Raw genomic sequence first — 19,056 nt, 5'->3', positions numbered from 1 at the left:
TACACTGTCTCTTAATTCTACAATTTTCGCTCTCTATAATTATATCGAAACATTTCTTTGAATTTTATTAAATACAGTCATTAGCTTCTAACTTATAATTCTTCTATACTAAAAAAGCACAAAAGCCCCGATTAACAGAGCTTTTGTGCTTTTATTTATATGGCTATAGATTGTATTAACCTTGTAACAGTGTCAAAACTTGTTGCGGCTGAGAATTGGCTTTAGACAGCATAGCAGTAGCCGCTTGGGTAATAACACTCAGTTTAGTATATTCTGCCATTACAGAAGCCATATCAGTGTCACGGATATTGGATTCAGCAGAAGTTAAGTTCTCACTTTCAGTATCCAGGTTATTGATGTTGCTTTCCAAGCTGTTCTGAACAGCACCAAGATTAGAACGTTCAGCAGCTACTTTACTAATAGCTTCGTCAATGGTGGAGATGGCAGTAGTAGCGACCGTAGCGGAGCTCAGATCAATACCGGTGTCGGCAGTGGTACCGGCTACGCCCAGAGCATTAGCATCCATATCATTGATGGAAAGTGTCATGGTCTGGTCAGAGTTTGCGCCAACCTGGAAAGTCAGGTTACTGGACGAATCTACAGTAACAGTTGCAGTTGCAATATCGGTAGCAGCCTCCAAAGCGGTTACAGCATTATTATAGGCATTTAAATCGGTAGTTGATATTGTTGTATTCGTAGATTTTGCAGCCTGTTCAAGTAAAGCTTGTAACGCGTCACTAACAGTGGTAGCATTACCGTTGGAAAGAGCATCAGTATAAGTAGTAGCGGCGGCCACGTCAGCAACAGACGTGCTTGCAGTCGATGCAGCCATGGCTGATACTAAAGTATCCAATGTAGTACTAACTGTAGTAACAAGAGCAGTATAAGTAGTACTAGTAGCTAAAGAAGCCAACGTAGCATTATCACCGGTAACGGTAAGACCGAAAGCAGATAATGTATTGCCGTCGCCCAAAGCAGCCGCCCCATTAATGGTACCAGTTGCATTTGTACCATAATCAGTAACACTGGTGGCAGTAGAAGTGCCACTTACTGCAGCAAATAATTCTTGTAATGTACCGTTATCGGCTTCCAAGGTAACTGCCGATTGACTGCCGTAAGTTTCATCAGTTAATTTAATATAGTAGTTATTACTTGCTGCCGTAACCAACGAAGCTGTAATGCCAGTAGTATCTGACTCGTTATTGATTTTTTCAATAAGACCATTGACTGTATCGCCGGATTCAATGGTTATGGTCGTTCCGTTAATTTCAATATCGCCTGCATAACTGCTAATAACAGTGGCACTGGCTGAAGCAGCTGATGAACTAACAATCGAACTTTGTGTTGAGTTGGCACTCACCCCTGTCGATGCCTGAGTGGCAACCGAGATGTAGGATACAGTATAAGATCCTGATTCGGTATTATTATCGGCAGTAGTCTCGCTAGCAACAATAGCATCTGCATTTGTGCCAGATACGGCAGTTGTAGAACCACTGTCGCCATTGAGAAGTTTTATGGTATTATATTCGGTGTCATCAGAGATACGATCAATTTCCTGAGCGAGTGTGTCGACTTCATCCTGGATAGCTTCCCGGTCACTATCTGTCAACGTGTCGGAAGAAGCCTGTACAGCCAATTCACGCATACGTTTTAAAATTTCGTTAGTTTCGTCAAGTGCTCCGTCTGCAGTCTGAGCCAATGAGATTGCGTCCTGGGAGTTGCTACTTGCTTGATCAAGACCTTGAATCTGAGCGCGCATTTTTTCGGAGATAGCAAGACCTGCGGCATTATCGGCAGCACTGTTGATAGAATAACCCGATGACAGTTTTTCCAGAGCTGAATTCATGAGGTTAGAGTTTTTGTTTAATTGGTTTGTGGTGTTTAATGCGGACATGTTGGTACTGATTACCATTGCCATAATAAATTCCTCCTTGATTTTCCTATTTTTTAAATTTAGCTTCCATGCACCATTTTTGTTAACCCTTGCTTAAATGAACGACTCTCTAATGGAAAGTCTTGCGGAAAATTCCTCCTTCCTATTCATCTACTATAGAATTCGGGAATAAATATTTGATAATTATTTATTAATTTGTTAAGTATTTATTTGTTGTCGATTTTTTCATTAAATACTCTATTTATTTGACTTGACAGATTAGCATGAATACTTCTTTTACTATCTTGGAATTTAATAGCAAGCATGATATAATGAAATCAAATTTATAGTTAATACTTATTTATGATTAATATACTTATATGGTAAATATGTATTTACCATATAAGTATATTAATCATATCGTGATATATAGTATCAATGAAATTTGGGGGAGGGTCCTTTATTGAATAGGGTACAAGCTACTGAAATGATATTCGATTTAATTCCTCTTCTCGATAAAAAGTTTGTAAGACCTTTCGAACATCAATTTAAACCAGTTCTTAGCCCAATACAAGCTAATGTACTAGCAATTTTAAAAGAAAAAAAGGCCACCATGACTGAACTTTCTAACGAAATGCTCATATCTAAGCAGCAGATGACACCTATTATTGACAAGCTGGTTTCACAGGGTTTTGTCCAAAGAGAATACGATAATACCGATAGGAGAATCATCAAAATAAATATAACCCCGGCCGGGTTAAACATTATTGAGATCCTCAAAGAGAAAGTATTTGCAATGCTAGCGGAAAAAGTTAGCCACTTGGATGACCAGGAAGTTCAGCGTTTAATTAATGCTATCCGTGAGTTACAAGAAATTGCAGGTAAACTACCTTAATTAAATTGGAAACAGAATAAAAAATTATCATATGGAGGAGTCTAACATGCGTATTCAAAACAACGACTGGCTCTCATCAACTCGGTATGGAAATCAAAGTGTATCATCGGCAGCGTCACAGACGGACGCAACTGATGTAGCCCCCCCCCTTACGAATGCCGATGAAGAAACTGCTCAAATAAGTCAAGCTGCAACAGGAACGAGCACCCTGCAAAATTCATCTACTCAAACAAAAATTATTCAGGCTTCCCTTAAATCTCAACAAAATGTAGCTAGTGCACAACAAACTGGTATTTCGGCAGCCTACTCGGTTGAAATCAGCCAGGAAGGTGCTCTGTTGAATTCACTCCATTCTTCAACAGCTTCGTCTAATTCTGATGCATCTATTGTATCCGCTTCTCTTGGTGAGGCTGCTGAAACATCCAGTGCGGCTGCTCCCAGCGGTGACGCAAGTAGTGTAACCGCAAGCAGTGATAGCAGCGATGATGATTCTACATCTAGTGATGATCTCTCACAATACAGCACATCTCAGTTAAAAGAAATGTTGAATAACGGTGAAATCACGCAGAGTGAATACTTTGCAGAAATCACCAAACGTGAACAAGAAAAAGCACAAGAAAAACAAGAAACCGAAGCTGCTAGCTCTACTAGCACAGCAATCGATACTGCTAAATAGCTTAATCACGGTAAAGAGTGAACTCGTTTCAGCATAGCTGAAACATTGGGATTCAGGTGGAGAGTCTACTCCACCTGAATTAACGCCGCCTGTAGAGGCAGAAGTCTTGACACGCGTACTAAGATAAACCACCATTATCAAAAAACTCTAAACAGCAATGAACCCGCTAACGGCCTAACAAAGTCAGGTAATTAGCGGGTTTTGGCGTTTTAAATGTTATCAAAAATTCTCAACTCAGGCGATGACCAAACATTGTTCTTTTTTTCACAAATATCCAGAATGCTTATTTTTTTACAAAACGCGCTGCGAAATATCTATAGGTTGATTACTTTGCCTATTATTTAATTGATCTTCAAATATCTCCCCACGGATAATATTTGTAGATTTTGGCGCATCAATTCCCAGTCTTAAGTGGCCGTCATCACTTTTGATGACTTTAACCATAATGTCTTTGCCGATCATAACATATTCGCCCGGTTTTCGTCCTACTACCAGCATAATGCGTCACCTCACAATAAAATCCATGATGAGTCACTCTGGCGTGCCTATCCTTATGCTTCAATCTTTCTTTCTACGGCTTTCTTCCCCTGGTCCATGCACACCTGTTTCATCGCTTGAACCCATGCGTCGCGAAAATCCACCAGGAATTTTTTAGCTTCTTCAAGTTTAAGTTTATCCTTTTTTATATTGCCCTGAACTAAGCAATGTAATATATATTCGTCGATTAATATCCATTTCTGAGATATTTCCTGCTTCATGTCGGTTGCCAACATCAGTTCACGAACGATCTTCTGCGCTCGCATATTGGATGTGTGTGCCTTGTTTATATCTTTTTTCTCAATAGCCTGTATGCTTTCTGTGACAAAACGGATAGCTCCGTTATATAGCATTAGCGTCAACTCTGCTGGTGATGCTGTCATGATTTGTTGCCTTTTATAAGCATTGGCCATATTTGCTGCATTCATAACCAGCCCCCCCTGTCTTCCTGATAGTTTCGATCCATTGTACCCCACAATCTTAGTTATTACATTAAAATCAGTTAGCCTTTTTTATTAAAGCGGCAGCCCGGCAACATACTCTTATAAGGAGTCACATACTGATTTCTTACCTGGCGATGAACCCTGCTCTTTTTTAATTCAGCAGCAATACAGGCTTTTTCTTCGATAGCCTGCTGCAGCACTTGACGGCTGCGCTCCAGTATTTGCCGCTGCTTACCGGCAACTTCCTGCCGTAACAGTTCTATGCCTGGCACACTCTTCCATGCGGGGTTGCCAGCTACCTCCGCATTAACAGCCGCAAGTTCATCAATTAGTGCATTTCTTTCTCTCAGCACCCGCCCGATGCCTGTCATCTTGCGGTCAGGAATAAAACGGCATAGGGTTTCGGTTTTGGCAGCAATTTGTTCAAGAATTTCCAGCTTGCGCTGCAAGCAACTATGTGCTTCTTCTCCTTGCCCCATACTATCCACCTCCTAAAAAGTTCTATGAACTGCTGGTATACGATGACAAGGCACTAAGCTGTGAATTCATCTCGCTTATATAGGTTTCTAGTTCTGTATATTTGTCGTACATCGTATCCTCATAATCATCAATCCGGTCTTCCTCATCCGAAATTTCATCTTCGTACTTTTCAATCAAAGTGGATAGCGTATTATCCGTTTCGCTGGTATCACCATCAATACCGGCTATTTCTAAAAGCGCTCCTTCATTGCCAGAACTAAAGGTTTTTGTCGAGATATTCTGTTCCAGAATGTCAAAAAAACGATAGGCAATCCCTTCTTCCTCGTACCTAGTCTCCAGGTCAGTCGCGTTTATCGAATACAAAATCGAGTTATTTCCCAGTGACTTGCCGGAAACAGAGGAGGTGGTAGCTGTGGAAGTTGCCGTCTGGGTAAACAAATTCATAATGGCTTCCGGATCACTGGTAATAGCCGCAGTCAGAGTGTCTTCATCAATTTCGAGCGTACCTTGATCAGAATAATCGCTGGAGGTGGTTATTCCGAGGTCGGCAAGCGTAGTCGATGCACCGGAAACAGAATCGTACAGCGCGGTCCGCAAATCGCTCAAAAGCTCTTCCAAGGTTGAGTCACTTTCCAGTAACCCCACTTTGGCCTTTGCTTCCCAGGCGGTAATCTCATCATCAGTCATTTCTTCTTTTTCATCATCGGTAAGTGGTGGATAGTCTGAATCAGCATCTTCATCTATCAAATCATTGATAGTCTCTATCAGTTCGTTATAAGCATCCACAAAATTTGAGATTAAATCATAAACACCATCCGAATCTTGCGTTACCGTTACTGTGAGCGGGTCGTCGGTGGTAGTTGTGATGCCAGTGCTGCTATCAGTCGTTGATGTCGTCGTCAACGCATTTGCGGTGTAGGTCACGCCGTCAACGGTAACAGAGTTGGTGCTACGAGTCATTTTCACATCGTCAACGGTAATTATGGCATCTGTACCATCTGTTTGAACAGTCAACAATGTGCTGACAAAGTTGCCTGTGAAGTCGGTGCCTGTGGTGGAGTCCGTGTATGTGCAGTCAGCCACAGTCAACGTATTGCCGGCACCGGTATCGTCAGCCGTTAATGTCAGTTCACCGGTCAGCGAATTATAAGCTAGCGTAGCGCCTACATCAGCAGCGGCGACTGCCGAAATCACTTCTGCCAGCGTATCATCTTCATCTAACGTTATGGTAGTACCGTTGATCGTAATTTGACACTCCCCGTCAGAATCAAATGTCAATGCTGTATTCAACTGGTCGGAAATCGTCGCTAATGAATCAGAAGTACTTAAACGGTTGGACAGGATAGGATCAGTCCCGAAGAGCTCACTCAAGCCATCATCATCATCAACAGCACTAATAGAGATGGCTTGTACACCTGAATCGTCCTGAGCGGTTATTTCCAAATACCCACTGGAATTAGTACTAACTGTAACTTTAGTTGTTGAACCGACTGCGTCATCAATAGCATCTTGCAAGGAATCAAGGTCAGTTACACTGTCCAGGTCGACCGTATAATCCGTCCCATCAAGGGTAATGACAAAGCTTTCGTCGGTCAGACTGGAATAATCAGCTGCCGCTGAGCCCTGCACCTCTTTGGAAATACTGCCGCTGCTGGAGCAGGTAGCCTCTGTAGCCAGTTGACTGACAGAGACAGTATGGCTGCCCGCTGAAGCAGTAGTAGCTGCCGACACCGTAACGGCATCATCACTGCTTGTAGCATCATACTGTAAATAATTACTGGCTTTCATGATACTGCTGGACCCAGTCGTACTAAGATAAGTATCTGCAAAATCTGTCAGATCAGTAATAACGCTTTGATATGCTTCCTGCTGCCATTCGGCTGTTTGTAGCTTTTGTTGCAATTTGTTTAACTTTTTTTCCTTTTCCGCCGCTACCAGGCTTTCAACAATACCATCTACATCAATACCGGAAGCCAAACCGGTAATCCGGGTTACTCCATTAACCGTACTTGTGGTTATGCTGCTGCTTGAGGACATATATGCCGCCTCCCTTCATCCTAATTAGGCAATATAATCAATCAGCGACTTGGAGATTACCTTCGCACCCACGGCAAGCGCGGCTTCATACGTATATTCGGCACTGGTTAATTCGGTTGTTGCTGTCGCCGTATCAATATTCTCATTATCTGTTAACAGTGAACTATAGGCTTCATAAGCATCATCCAGGCTGTCCGATATATCGCTCAAACCATCCATGCTGGCACCTAACGTACCTTGCGCATCTGTCACCCGGTCAAGAGCATCACCCAATTCATCAATTAAGTCGCTTATATCCAGCGTATTTGTAGTAACTGTCACAGTTCCGGACGAGTCTATTGTGGCAGACTTATAGGTGGTAGCACCATTTAGTGCGAGCAGTAGTTTTTCAACCGTATTGAAAAGATTGTCGGTACCTTCACCGGTGACGTCCTGGCCTTCAATATTTACAGTAACTTCCGAGCTAAAACCGACATTGTAGGTAATATCCTGATCCGAATCAGCAACAGCCGCCGTTAAAACATCGGCAGTATCCTCTGCCGACGCCACTGCATTTGTTAATGTAGTCGAGCCACCATAAGTAGTAACTGCCGCCGCTAACGTATCGGACGTAGCTTCCGCTGACTCTGCCGCTTCCGATACGGTTGTCGTGCTGCCATAAGTAGTAATGGCCGCCTCTAAGGCATCGTAAGTAGCTTTCGCCGCAGTCGTCGTGGAACTGGTAGGATCAGCGGCATAGGCAGTCTCATAGGCACTCTTCGCTTCTGAAGCCGCAGCCGTTAAGGTATAAGACCCATAAGTAGTAACTTCAGCCGATAAGGTGGTAGAAGTTGACAAGGCATCGGCGGCGGCGGTGGCTAAGGTGGTAGTACCACCATAAGTAGTAATAGCCGTTGTCAATGTGTCAACAGTATTCTCAGCAGCAGCCGCTGCATCTGTTAAATTGGTAGTACCGCCATAAGTGGAAACAGCTGTATTCAATGTATTGTAAGTAGCTAGCGCCGAGGCTGCCTTAGCTGCTAAAACAATATTAGAAGAATCAGCAGTTGCTGCAGTCTGCGCAGTAGTGTAAGCAGTATAGGCATCATCTGCCGCGTCACTTAAGGAATCATAGATCTCACTGGCACTGGCGGTAAGATATGCCTCAATATCATCATCTGATACATCTGAAGATATTACTCCACCCAAACTCAAATATTGGCCTTTAAAAGTCACAGTATCACCAATATCGGTAGTCACTACTTCATAAGGTTCCTCGCTGGTACTATAACCGCCAAAAACATAACTGCCGGATTCATCCGCATTCATATATGTAACAATATTTTGCAGATATGTTGCAACCTGTGTCGCGTAATTTTCCAGATCATCAGCAGTAACCGTGTCAGAGGATGCCGCAGTGGCTATTTCCTTCAGCGATGTTATAGTTTTACTTAATGATGATAAGGCATTATCTGTAGTCGTCTGCCAGGCATCGGCGAGATCAGCATTGTCCTGATATTGCTCTATCTGGGAAACCGTGCTGCGATAGGTTACCGCCCGCGTCGCCACCGTCGGGTCATCAGAAGCCAATTGAATTTTCATATTGGACGCCACCGCTTCATTCGCTTCTGCCAGCCGTACAGCGGCAGCACTAATATTCCGCAAAGTATTAGCGGCGATCATCCCATTAGTTATGCGATACACAAAAAACTCCTCCTTTCGTTAATCGTCTACCATAGCAAGGGTAGTATCATACAATTCATTCCAGGCACTAACCATGGAAGCTGACGCCGCATAAGCCGACTGATAGGTTGTCAAGTTAACCGTTTCCTCGTCGCTGGAAACCCCGGACACGGAAGTCCGGCTGGTATTGATGTAGGTTGCGGTCGCGCTTTTGCTGGCATAGGCAGTTGCGGCAGAAGCGCTGTCGCCGGCAACAGTGGCAACAATTACATTGTACATTTCGGTTGCTGTGGAATTGCCGGAAATATTGACATCAGAACATATGTCAATAATATCGTCAAGAACATCCGCATTGCTTTCGTCGCCGGCAGTGGAGGAAGCAGCAATCTTATTGGTATCGTCCTGAATATCCTTGGATACAGAAATATTGGCAGCCGTAATATTACTGTAGGCATCCTCCAGGTCTGAGCCGCTATTCACGAACTCGTTTGATGATACCCCATCATAAGTAAAGAACCGGATACCTGTCGTATCATTAAGGCCATATCCATCGGCATGACCACTATAGGTGGTATCATCATCGGTTGTAACCCCTTCGTTGAAGGCCTGGGCAAATGTCTGAGCAAATTCATCCAACTGGTTCATATAATAGACGATCCCTTTGCTGTCCGAGGTGCTGCCATCACGCATTTGCAGGTACGCGGTGAGTGCTCCGGAATCACCGCTATCAAAATCATCGCCACTTTCGGCCCAGCGTATGCCATACATGCCATACGAATCACTGTCTGAATCGGTGACGGTATAGCACTCCAGCTCGTTAGCCTCATCACCTTTTACCAGCGTAACTCCGTCCACAGTGATTGTATATGAGCCGTCATCGGCTGCCGTTACGTCAATACCAACCAGACTGGAAAGCTCGTCCACAAGTAAATCCCGCTGGTCTTCTAACTCATTTGTCGAAGCGCCGGAAGCCGAAGCTGTTGAAATCTGGCTGTTCAGTTCAGCAATTTGCGAAGCATAGGAATTTATCTCTTCTACGGCTGTATACACTTCAGTGTTAAGCTGGCTGCGTATTGATTCCAACTCCTCCGCAGCGGAATTAAGTTGTTCACAAAAACTTTCAGCATAGGACAACACGGTAGCTCTGACTGTTGTATCTGTTAGGTCGTCAGCCAGCGTTTCTAATTCTGCTTCCAGGCTATCCAGCGCAGAGGAAATATAACTGGAACTCGTAGTACCGAAAACCTCCTCAATTTGTTCCATATATGTTGACTGAACTTCCAGTTCACTTGCTGCGCTATTTTCCTGCCAATATTTTTGATTAAGGCGAAAACTGTTCACTCTGTCAACAGAAGTTACCTCGACCCCCGAACCAACTAAACTGCTGCTGTAAACCGCAGCCGGACCAATGGATGACTGACTCACTACCTGCCGGGAGTAACCGTCTGTGTCAATATTGCTCATGTTATTGGTGGTCACCGTCAGACCGACCTGAGCGGCAGTTAAGCCCCGGTTGGCAATACTGAGTCCCGCAAAAGTTGAAGCCATTTCACTCCCCCCTTATATAATTAAACTGCAGCGATCAATCCTTCTATCATGCTATCAATCGTGCTCATAACCCGCGCACTGGCGGCATAGGCTGTTTGAAACTTGATCATATTTGACATTTCCTCATCAATGGAAATAGCAGATACAGCCTGGCGCTGGTAGTCTAACTGTGAGACCAGAGCGGCCTGTGTTTCGTAGTTGCTTGACGCTGTATTACCTTCAGTTCCCAGCCAGGTAGTCAACGCTGTATAAAAGCCGATAATAGTAAGCGCTGAGCCTTCGCTCTCATAGCAGGAGGTATCACTTTCAAGCTTACAGATCGCCGACGCGATACTATAATCACCTGTTTCCCCACTGGAAGAAGTAACTACCTTATCCGGATCACTCACCAGTTCCGGATTGACCTGAATATTGGTGATACTTAGCGGCTCGCTGGAATCAATAGTCGTAAAAAAGTCCAGACCGGCATCACCATTAAGGTCAACCCCCGAAGTACACAGGGAATTAATTTCTGTTGCCAGCGTAGTAATCAAATCATTGATAGCCTGCCGCATAGTACTGATCGAACTGGTTGCATCTGTTGAAAAACTATAAGGAAGGTCGCTTGTATCAATGGTTTCGTAGCCGGTTTGATCGGCGTCTTCCAAATAAGCCCCGATACTCCCGCTGGTAATATCCACTTCATCATCAGAATCAGCCCATACCACCTTCAACGGGTCATCGGTTGTTCCGCTGCCTTCGACAGCCAGCGTATTCACCTTATCGCCATTAACCAGAGTTTCTCCTTCAATGGAAACGATAAGCGTTCCATCGGTTTTCGTAGTAACAGTAATATTCGCCAAAGACGACATCTCATCAAGCAGGGCATCACGCTGGTCCCGCAGATAGCTGGCCTCGCCGCCGCCTGCCTCTGCCAGCGTAATTTGCGCATTTAACTCCGCCACCTGTTCGGCATAGTCATTCAGGCTGTCCACACCATCCTGTACTCCGGTCACAGCATCGGCCTGCAATTGCTGTAAATTCTCATCAATAGCAACCAGCTTAGTAATCAAGTCAGCCGCGGCTGTTACAACAGCCACACGATCAGTTTCGCTAGATGAAGTTGTCGACGTACATAGCGTTTCCCATTCAGAGAAAAAATCGGTAATGGCCGCCTCCAAACCATCGGTGGTAGTTGTATTCCCATCGTCGTCAGTAGTAACTGTGTTATATTCACTCAAAATGGTATCCATATATTCCAGATTGCCGCTTTTCACCGCCAAATAAGTGGAATCGGCATTCTCCGTCCGGTAAGTACTGTCAAGGTATATATCACGTGAGCGCGTAATGGTTTCCACGGTAACACCATTTACTGAAGTTGTCCCGTCTGACTGGGTAATAGACGAATCCGCACTAGTCAGTTGCACCTTAGAGGCGCCGGTCGTATCCACATTGGCAAGGTTTGTGCTTGTTGTTGTCAGCGCGGCCTGGTTCGTATACATTCCTGAATAAGCGATGCTATAGGTGCCAAAAGTTGACATATTGTACCTCCTGCCTTCACTAACTGATTATCCCGGCCGCGTTGCCCATATGCTAACAGCCAGCAGATCATCAGGTTAGTTTATTTACGTTAGCCTACCATATTGATAAGCGACTGCACCATCTCATCGGAAGCGGAAATAATTTTAGAATTAGCCTGATAGGACCGCTGACTGACCAGCATCGCACTAAACTGTTCTGCCAAATCGACATTAGACAATTCCAGTGCATAGGAGGTCATCGTACCTGTGCCGCCTTCACCTGCAACAACATAGCTGAGATCACCTGAACTGAGGCTTTCTGTATAGAGATTGTCCCCTGCTTTCGTCAAGCCTTCCGCATTAGTAAACGTAGCCAAGGCGATTTGGCCGATTGAGATTGTTTCTCCATTATCGTAGGTGCAAGTAATAGTACCATCAGAAGAAATGCTATAGCTTTCTGCTGTACCTGCCGAATATCCGTCAGTATCATCAGTCAGCGAGTCGGTGGCATCGGAGGTTTGAACATCTGAAAAGTCGAGATCAAAGGTAATATCCTCCGTGCCTGCAGATGCCGGCGTTGTTACTGTAATCGTTGTACTATCGGTGAAAGTATAGGAAGTTGAGTCAACTGTAAAGGTTGTTGTGCCGGCTTGAATACTATCTGGTGCCGATAAAGTGATTGTGCCAGCCGTTGTAGTAAATGTACCTGACCCATCTTTCGAACCAGTTACCGTTTTGGTCGTTCCGTCCGGATAAGTGAGGGTAATGTCCCAGGTTGAGCCATCCGAATTCTGCGCCACAGTAATGGTATAATCTCCTTCTGCCGAACCGGTTCCAATAGCAACATTGGAATACGCATAACCTGCGTCAGATACTGCTGCCGTACGGGTAGTAGTCGAGGTGGTCGTAATCGTCGTCGAACCTGTCGAAAATGACGTAGGAGCAGTCAGGGTAATCGTTCCGCCTGTTGACAACGTAATTGTACCTGAACCATCGGTTGAGTCAGTTGCTGAACCCAGAACAGTAGTGCCATCACTAGCATAGATAGTAATGTCATAACCACTACCACCACTTGCTGCACTTGTTGTTGTAATAATATAACTAGCAGCCGCAACATCAGAACTCAAAGTTATATCCGAAGTGGCGTAGCCTGCGGTGTTACTGGTAGAACTGACTGTCGCAGCAGTGGTAGTGCCACCTGTCACCGTAAAGGTGGACGTTCCTGTTGAAATTGTTGTTGGCGCTGTGATAGTGATAGCAGATGTACCGCTGCCAAAGGTAGCCGCGCCAGTTGTAGATGAAACCGATGAAGTCGTTCCGTCCGGATACGTCAGCGTAACAGTATAAGCACCACTTGTACCTGTTACCTCGACAGAGTAAGTACCGGTTTCCACGGCAGTTCCCACGGAGATATTCGTACTTGCATAACCGGCAGTATCCTGAACTGCTGCCGAAAGAGTGGTGGCAGAAGTAACCAAATTGCCGTCGGCATCAAAAGCAATATACCCGCTGGAAGGGCTTATCGTTGTATCATCAGCGCTAAATTCATAATACCAGGTAGTTATATCACCCTCAACAGCACATTTCTTCAAACTAACGGTAACATCATAGTCGTTACCTTGCGAATCGTACACCGTAATTTCGGTTGTCGCGTCAAAATCCAGATCAGTTGTATCGCCGATCGTGGTTAGTCCGGTGGCCGTATCGGCCACATCATTATCACTGTCAAGATTTCCTGAAATGGCGGAAGAAGTAGTAACTTCGGGAGTCAGTGTATACTTATTTCCGGCGTAAGAATCACTATACAGATTAATAGCTTCCGGTTCACTGCTAGTCGTGTAAACTATGTTACCGTCTTCATCAAGTGTATACTCTTCCCACCCGCAAACGATATAACCATCAATTGTCAGGTTGCCATCATCATCAACGCTCATACTGCCATTTCTGGTATACGCATACTCATCGTCGCCTGTCTGGACAATAAAGTAACCGCTGCCAGTAAGCGCCACATCAGTCCAGTTGCTGGTTGACGAGGTGCTGCCTACCGTCGTATCGGTATCGGTACTGGCAACACTGACGCCAAGTCCAACCTGTGAGGCATTGGTACTGCCGGTAGTCGCCGTACCCGAAGTAGCAGCACTAATTGTCTGACTCAATATATCACTAAACGTAACCGTCTGCGATTTGTAGCCTGTAGTATTAACATTAGCAATATTATTTGCAATTACATCAAGGGCTGTCTGTTCACTTTTTAGCCCTGAGACCGCAGTAGACATTGAGACCATTAAAGCCATAAGAAAAACCTCCTAAAATATACTATTTCATCTGTCGTTCAGAAATAGCAGTAACCTCCCTGGTTGGGTCCGGTTAAATACATGCTAAAATAAACTGGTATTTCTTACATTACGTTGAAGACGTAGTAGTGGAGTCAGTTCCCACCTTCGTAATAGAACTATAATCTACTGTTGTTCCATCAACATTGACATATGTGTTGCTGCCGGAAACCGTTACTGACAGCACAGTTCCTGAACCTGTAACAGTACTGCCTGATGTATCGGTAGCAGAATACGTTACCTCTTGTCCAATCAGACTAAATGCTGAAGAATTAGTGACCGAAGTGCTGATTTCCGACAATGCCGATAAGGAACTAATTTGGGCCAACTGAGACACATATTCGGTGCCGCTGACCGGATCATCCGGGTCCTGGTATTTCAATTCGGTAGCTAATATTTGAACAAACTCATCAAAATCCAAACTGGTCGTAGAATCAGTACTTGAGGTGGTTGATGCAGTTGACGTCGCGGATGTAATTGCTGATGTACTCATATTTCCTCTCCCTTTTTGATAAATATTCTATTTCTATGGTCAGTATCGCAAATATATATTTATTTTTTGTTAAGAAAAGTAAATAAAGAAAATAATGCGCATTTATTTGTAGAAATTTCTTCAATATAAAAAAGGTGCTGTCTCAAAAATAAATTTTTGAGACAGCACCTTCCATATTCAGACAAACTAATTATCCATAGTGAATTTTATATTTTCGCACCACGAATACGGTCATTCATAACGTAATGCTTCGATAGGGTCCAGCAATGCTGCTTTTCTGGCTGGATAAATGCCAAAAAACAAACCAACTGCAACCGATACTCCAAAGGGCACCAAAATCGATAGCGCTGATAGTACTGTTTGCAAACTACCAAAAGTCGAGATCGCAAATGCCGCCGAAACTCCCAGGGCAATGCCAAAAATGCCGCCAAGAACACCAATAACCACCGATTCGATCAAAAACTGCAGCATAATATCGCGATATGTGGCGCCTAAGGCTTTTCTTATGCCGATTTCCCTTGTTCGTTCAGTCACCGACACCATCATAATGTTCATAATACCAATACCGCCAACCAGTAACGATATGGCCCCAATACAGCCGAGAAACAGGGTAATGGTTCCTGTCGTTTCCGTCATCATCGTCATGATACTGGTTAGATTGCGCACCGTAAAATCATCTTCCTTCGTACCGCTGATTTTGTGCCGTTGCCGCAACAAACTAGTGATTTGCTCCTGCGCCTGGTCCATTCCTTCCAGCTTCGTAACCTGGATACTAATCGAGTTAAGGTAGGTAATGCCCAGCAAGCGTTCTTGCGCTGTTGTTAGTGGCACTAGTATAATGTCATCCTGATCCTGGCCCATAGTTGATTGCCCTTTGCTGTCCAGGATACCAATAATCTGATACGGAGTATTGTTGATCCGGATATTTTGTCCGGTTGGATTCATCTCCCCAAATAAATTTTCGGCAACAGTGGCCCCCAGAACAGCCACCCGATTACGCGAATTAATATCCTGCTGAGAAACGAAACTGCCGCTGCCCACTGTCAAACTTTTTATGGCCATATATTCAGGCGTAATCCCGTAAACAGTGGTTGTCCAGTTTTGATTACCGGCAATGATTTGATATTGCTTGCTAACAGCAGGCGCTACATAATCGATACCTTGCACCATTTTTTTTATATACTCCGCATCTTCCAGCGATAAGGTTATGCTGCTGCCGGAAGCAGAGCGTACCCCCTGGGAAGAGGCCGCTCCCGGACTCACGATTAACATATTGCTGCCGAGGCTGGCAATTGAACTTTGCACCTTTTCCCGAACACCCATCCCAATGGATACCATCGAGATAACCGCGCCTACACCGATAATGATACCCAGCATCGTTAAAATAGAACGCAGCTTATTAGCCAGCAAAGCTCGCAAAGCAATCGCAATGCTTTCTTTTAACATGCACTTGGCTCCTTTACCTCATCACTTATAATCAATCCGTCACGTACTGTGATAACGCGTTTCGCATACTCGGCAATGTCCGGTTCGTGAGTAACCAGAATGATGGTTTTCCCCTGTTCATTTAAATTGCCAAATATCCGCATGATATCAACACTGGACCGGCTGTCAAGATTCCCCGTAGGTTCATCAGCCATAATAATACTGGGATCATTGATCAGTGCTCTGGCAATTGCCACACGTTGGCGCTGACCGCCTGACAATTCGTTGGGCATATGCTGTTTACGCGCCGCCAAGCCAACAGAGTCCAGGATTGCAGCGGCTCTCTTCAGTCGTTCCTTCTCCGCTACTCTCGCATAGACTAAGGGTAACGCTACATTTTCCCATGCCGATACCCGTGACAATAGGTTGAAATTTTGAAATACAAATCCAATACGCTTATTGCGTGTTTTCGCTAGCTCATCATCATTCATAGTGGCAACTTCCTGATTCTGGAGCAAATAAGATCCACTGCTGGGACGGTCAAGACATCCCAGGATATTCATCATGGTTGACTTACCTGAGCCTGATGGCCCCATAATAGCAACAAATTCTCCGGTTTTTATTGTTAGTGAAATCCCGGCAAGCGCCGCTACTGTTTCTTCACCGATTTTATAGCATTTCGTAATTTCTTTCAGCATAATCCCCATAACTGTTGTACTCCTTCTCGCTATATGTGTGGTGGCGGACCGTTATCTTTTTGCTTAGAGGAACTTTGAGTTTGTGATTTCGTATAAGAAATGATTAATTTATCATTATCCTGCAACCCACTGATAATCTCAACTTTATCACTGCTTGTCAAGCCAACCTCAACCGGAACATTTTCACTTTTCCCGTCATCGCGCAATACCATTACATATTGCCCACTGGTACTGGTTTTTAATGCAGATAACGGAATTAACAATACATTGTCTTTCTCATCAATTTTGATATTGACTCTGGCCGTCATTTCTGTCTTTAGCAAATTTTCAGGATCTTCAGCAGTGAGCGTTACGTAATAATATACTACACTACTGGTAGAAGAAGAGGAGGAGGAGGACGACGATGACGAGGAGGACGATGACGAGGACGTACTTGTAGTACTTGTCGAAATTTCCCCTATTTTATCAACAGTGCCTGTAAAGGTATGATTTTGATAGGCATCCACAGTAAAAGTCGCCGCTTGCCCGATTTTGATTTTGCCAATATCGGTTTCATCTACCTTTACCTTTACTTTTTTGCGTGAAACATCACCAATCATCATAACAACTGTCGGATCATTGACGCCTGCGGTCACCAAAGTTCCTATCGCTACCGGCTCTCCCAAAACTACTCCATCCATGGGCGAGACCAATACGGTTTTTTCCACATCCGACTTGGCCTCATTATAACTGGCTACAGCCGTCTGATAGTTAAGCAAGGCATCTTCCAGATCAGCGTCGGATTTTGCGCCAATGGAATGCAAATACTGATACCGCTTATATTTTGCGCCATAATTATTCATTGAGTATTCGGCTTTTTTCATTGTGGTTTCCAAAGACTTATCATCTAAGATTGCCAAAGTCTGACCAACTTTAACATGATCATTTTCTTTGACTTTAATCTCTTTGATCAACGCCGTAACCTGTGATGAAATATCAACAGCGTCGATAGGCTTTACAATTCCAGTCGCCGATACACTAGAAATAATCTTGCCTCTTGTTGCCAGCACCGTTTCCTGATTGGCAGACGCCTTAACTTGTTGGGTATGATTGTAGTACCAAACTCCGCCGGCAATCCCCAGCAAAATGACAATAGCTGCCGCCAAAATTTTCTTATTGATTTTCTCCCACATGTTGCTGCCTCCTAGTCCATTCCCATGGCATTTTCTAATTTCGCCTTATATGTCACATAATCGTATTGGGCGGTAATATAGTTGTTCTTTGCTGTCGTTAATGCCAATTGGGCATCAATCACATCAAGGATGACTCCTTCCCCTACCCGGTATTTCGCCTCAGCAATAAAATAATCTTCATCGGCCTTATGTACGGCAAATTTCGTTGTCTCAATCCGTTTTTCAGCTTCCCTCATTCCCAGATAATATTCTTTTACAGCAAGCTCCACCGAATCCTCCTGCGCTGTCAACTCCAAGCGGGCGTTATCGACTGCACTTAACGCTTTTTTGACCTTGGCCTTGGTAACCTGACTATCAAATAAATTCCAACTGGTGGTTACCCCAACATAGATTTCTTTATTATCATCCTCAGGTAAAACGCTGCTGCTCCAGCCGGTTGCCGCTGTAAGCGACACTGCTGGTTTTTTATCGGCTTTAGTAACCTCCACAGTTTTCTCGGCTTCATCAATAGCAAGCCGATACTTTTTTATATCCGGACGCTGCTCTTTGGCCACAGCCACACATTCATCCATTGTCTGCTTGAAGGGAACATATTGAAAATCTTCAACAAACTCAATAGCTTCCGAACTTTTCCAACGAATCATATTTTTGAAAGCATTAACCGCAACTTCCGAGGAATTTTTGGCCTTTATCAGCGTTTGCTGCGCATCTGCCAGTTCTACTTCTGATCGCAGTACATCTGATTTCGCAATATTGCCGGCACTATACTGGGCTTTGACATCATTAAGATGTACTACATAATTATCAACTGTTTCCTGATCAACAGCCTGCGTTTTGTAGGCTTCAATCACATCATAGTAGGCAGACAAGGTGTTTAATTTCACATCCTGCCTGGTTTTTAGCAGACTGAGACCGGTTATTGTCACATCGGTTTTAGCAATCGCGATGTTGCCTTCATTCTTGCCGCCAGAGTATAAAGGCAACGACAGCGTAATGGCACTAGTACTACTGTTTCCCGGGTAATTGATTCGTTTAAGATAAAAAGTATTAGAAGCATCAATCGATATTCCCTTGCTGCCTTGTGTACTCTGTAATGCATATTCTGCTTGTTTTTCACTATTTATGGCTTTTTTTATATCCAGGTGGCTTTCCAGAGCCATATTTACTGCTTGTTCCACGGTGAGAGGTGCGGCAAAACCCATCGTGGTCTGAGCCAGCAAACATAGCCCCAAAATACCTGCCTGTTTTACATATTGTCCTACCAAACTCAATTCAAGTCCCCCTT

General features: G+C 44.2%; 16 protein-coding genes. 2 read left to right on the top strand and 14 right to left on the bottom strand.

Annotation, left to right across the window (positions count from 1 at the left end):
- Nucleotides 1-175: 175 nt before the first annotated feature.
- The gene (locus AC1ECB_RS27775; protein WP_485666777.1) at nucleotides 176-1,918 is read right to left on the bottom strand and encodes a flagellin N-terminal helical domain-containing protein; all 1,743 of its coding nucleotides are present in this window, start codon (nucleotides 1,916-1,918) and stop codon (nucleotides 176-178) included.
- Nucleotides 1,919-2,336: 418 nt separating this feature from the next.
- On the opposite strand from AC1ECB_RS27775, the gene AC1ECB_RS27770 reads away from it, so the two are divergent.
- Together AC1ECB_RS27770 and AC1ECB_RS27765 are read left to right on the top strand one after the other, a co-directional pair.
- Entirely contained in the window at nucleotides 2,337-2,768 is a 432-nt protein-coding gene (locus AC1ECB_RS27770) for a MarR family winged helix-turn-helix transcriptional regulator (protein WP_485666776.1), read from the top strand.
- Between the two features lie 46 nt (nucleotides 2,769-2,814).
- Nucleotides 2,815-3,444: a hypothetical protein gene (locus AC1ECB_RS27765; RefSeq protein WP_485666775.1), complete on the top strand. Its 630-nt coding sequence runs from the start codon at nucleotides 2,815-2,817 to the stop codon at nucleotides 3,442-3,444.
- A gap of 291 nt (nucleotides 3,445-3,735) precedes the next feature.
- Here the strand turns inward: AC1ECB_RS27765 and AC1ECB_RS27760 are convergent, their stop codons facing one another.
- The 13 genes from AC1ECB_RS27760 to AC1ECB_RS27700 form a co-directional block, all read right to left on the bottom strand.
- The gene (locus AC1ECB_RS27760; RefSeq protein ID WP_485666774.1) at nucleotides 3,736-3,942 is read right to left on the bottom strand and encodes a carbon storage regulator; all 207 of its coding nucleotides are present in this window, start codon (nucleotides 3,940-3,942) and stop codon (nucleotides 3,736-3,738) included.
- Nucleotides 3,943-3,995: 53 nt separating this feature from the next.
- Complete coding sequence (gene fliS / locus AC1ECB_RS27755; protein ID WP_485666773.1) at nucleotides 3,996-4,409, bottom strand: flagellar export chaperone FliS; 414 nt, start codon at nucleotides 4,407-4,409, stop codon at nucleotides 3,996-3,998.
- A 74-nt stretch (nucleotides 4,410-4,483) separates the two neighbouring features.
- Entirely contained in the window at nucleotides 4,484-4,903 is a 420-nt protein-coding gene (locus AC1ECB_RS27750) for a hypothetical protein (RefSeq protein ID WP_485666772.1), read from the bottom strand.
- A 22-nt stretch (nucleotides 4,904-4,925) separates the two neighbouring features.
- Nucleotides 4,926-6,941 carry a flagellar filament capping protein FliD gene (gene fliD / locus AC1ECB_RS27745; RefSeq protein ID WP_485666771.1) on the bottom strand — a complete coding sequence of 672 codons (2,016 nt, stop codon included), beginning with the start codon at nucleotides 6,939-6,941 and terminating at the stop codon, nucleotides 4,926-4,928.
- A 24-nt stretch (nucleotides 6,942-6,965) separates the two neighbouring features.
- The gene (locus tag AC1ECB_RS27740; RefSeq protein WP_485666770.1) at nucleotides 6,966-8,624 is read right to left on the bottom strand and encodes a flagellin N-terminal helical domain-containing protein; all 1,659 of its coding nucleotides are present in this window, start codon (nucleotides 8,622-8,624) and stop codon (nucleotides 6,966-6,968) included.
- Nucleotides 8,625-8,642: 18 nt separating this feature from the next.
- Nucleotides 8,643-10,151 carry a flagellar hook-associated protein FlgK gene (flgK, locus tag AC1ECB_RS27735; RefSeq protein WP_485666769.1) on the bottom strand — a complete coding sequence of 503 codons (1,509 nt, stop codon included), beginning with the start codon at nucleotides 10,149-10,151 and terminating at the stop codon, nucleotides 8,643-8,645.
- 20 nt (nucleotides 10,152-10,171) lie between these two features.
- Nucleotides 10,172-11,671 (bottom strand): flagellar hook-associated protein FlgK, encoded by a 1,500-nt coding sequence (gene flgK, locus AC1ECB_RS27730; RefSeq protein ID WP_485666768.1) that lies wholly within the window; start codon nucleotides 11,669-11,671, stop codon nucleotides 10,172-10,174.
- Between the two features lie 89 nt (nucleotides 11,672-11,760).
- The gene (locus tag AC1ECB_RS27725) at nucleotides 11,761-13,944 is read right to left on the bottom strand and encodes a flagellar hook-basal body complex protein (protein WP_485666767.1); all 2,184 of its coding nucleotides are present in this window, start codon (nucleotides 13,942-13,944) and stop codon (nucleotides 11,761-11,763) included.
- 109 nt (nucleotides 13,945-14,053) lie between these two features.
- Nucleotides 14,054-14,476, bottom strand: coding sequence for a flagellar hook capping FlgD N-terminal domain-containing protein (locus AC1ECB_RS27720; protein ID WP_485666766.1), 423 nt, complete (start codon nucleotides 14,474-14,476; stop codon nucleotides 14,054-14,056).
- Between the two features lie 231 nt (nucleotides 14,477-14,707).
- Nucleotides 14,708-15,922, bottom strand: a complete 1,215-nt coding sequence (locus tag AC1ECB_RS27715) for an ABC transporter permease (protein ID WP_485666765.1) — start codon at nucleotides 15,920-15,922, stop codon at nucleotides 14,708-14,710.
- Nucleotides 15,916-16,608: an ABC transporter ATP-binding protein gene (locus tag AC1ECB_RS27710; RefSeq protein WP_485666764.1), complete on the bottom strand. Its 693-nt coding sequence runs from the start codon at nucleotides 16,606-16,608 to the stop codon at nucleotides 15,916-15,918. Before AC1ECB_RS27710 ends, AC1ECB_RS27715 begins: the two co-directional genes overlap by 7 nt.
- Before the next feature lie 20 nt (nucleotides 16,609-16,628).
- The gene (locus AC1ECB_RS27705; protein WP_485666763.1) at nucleotides 16,629-17,771 is read right to left on the bottom strand and encodes an efflux RND transporter periplasmic adaptor subunit; all 1,143 of its coding nucleotides are present in this window, start codon (nucleotides 17,769-17,771) and stop codon (nucleotides 16,629-16,631) included.
- 11 nt (nucleotides 17,772-17,782) lie between these two features.
- Nucleotides 17,783-19,042: a TolC family protein gene (locus AC1ECB_RS27700; protein WP_485666762.1), complete on the bottom strand. Its 1,260-nt coding sequence runs from the start codon at nucleotides 19,040-19,042 to the stop codon at nucleotides 17,783-17,785.
- Nucleotides 19,043-19,056 lie beyond the last annotated feature (14 nt).

The organism is Sporomusa sp. 246TCP1 (assembly GCF_057319775.1).
This window is presented reverse-complemented; position numbering and strand designations above follow the sequence as displayed.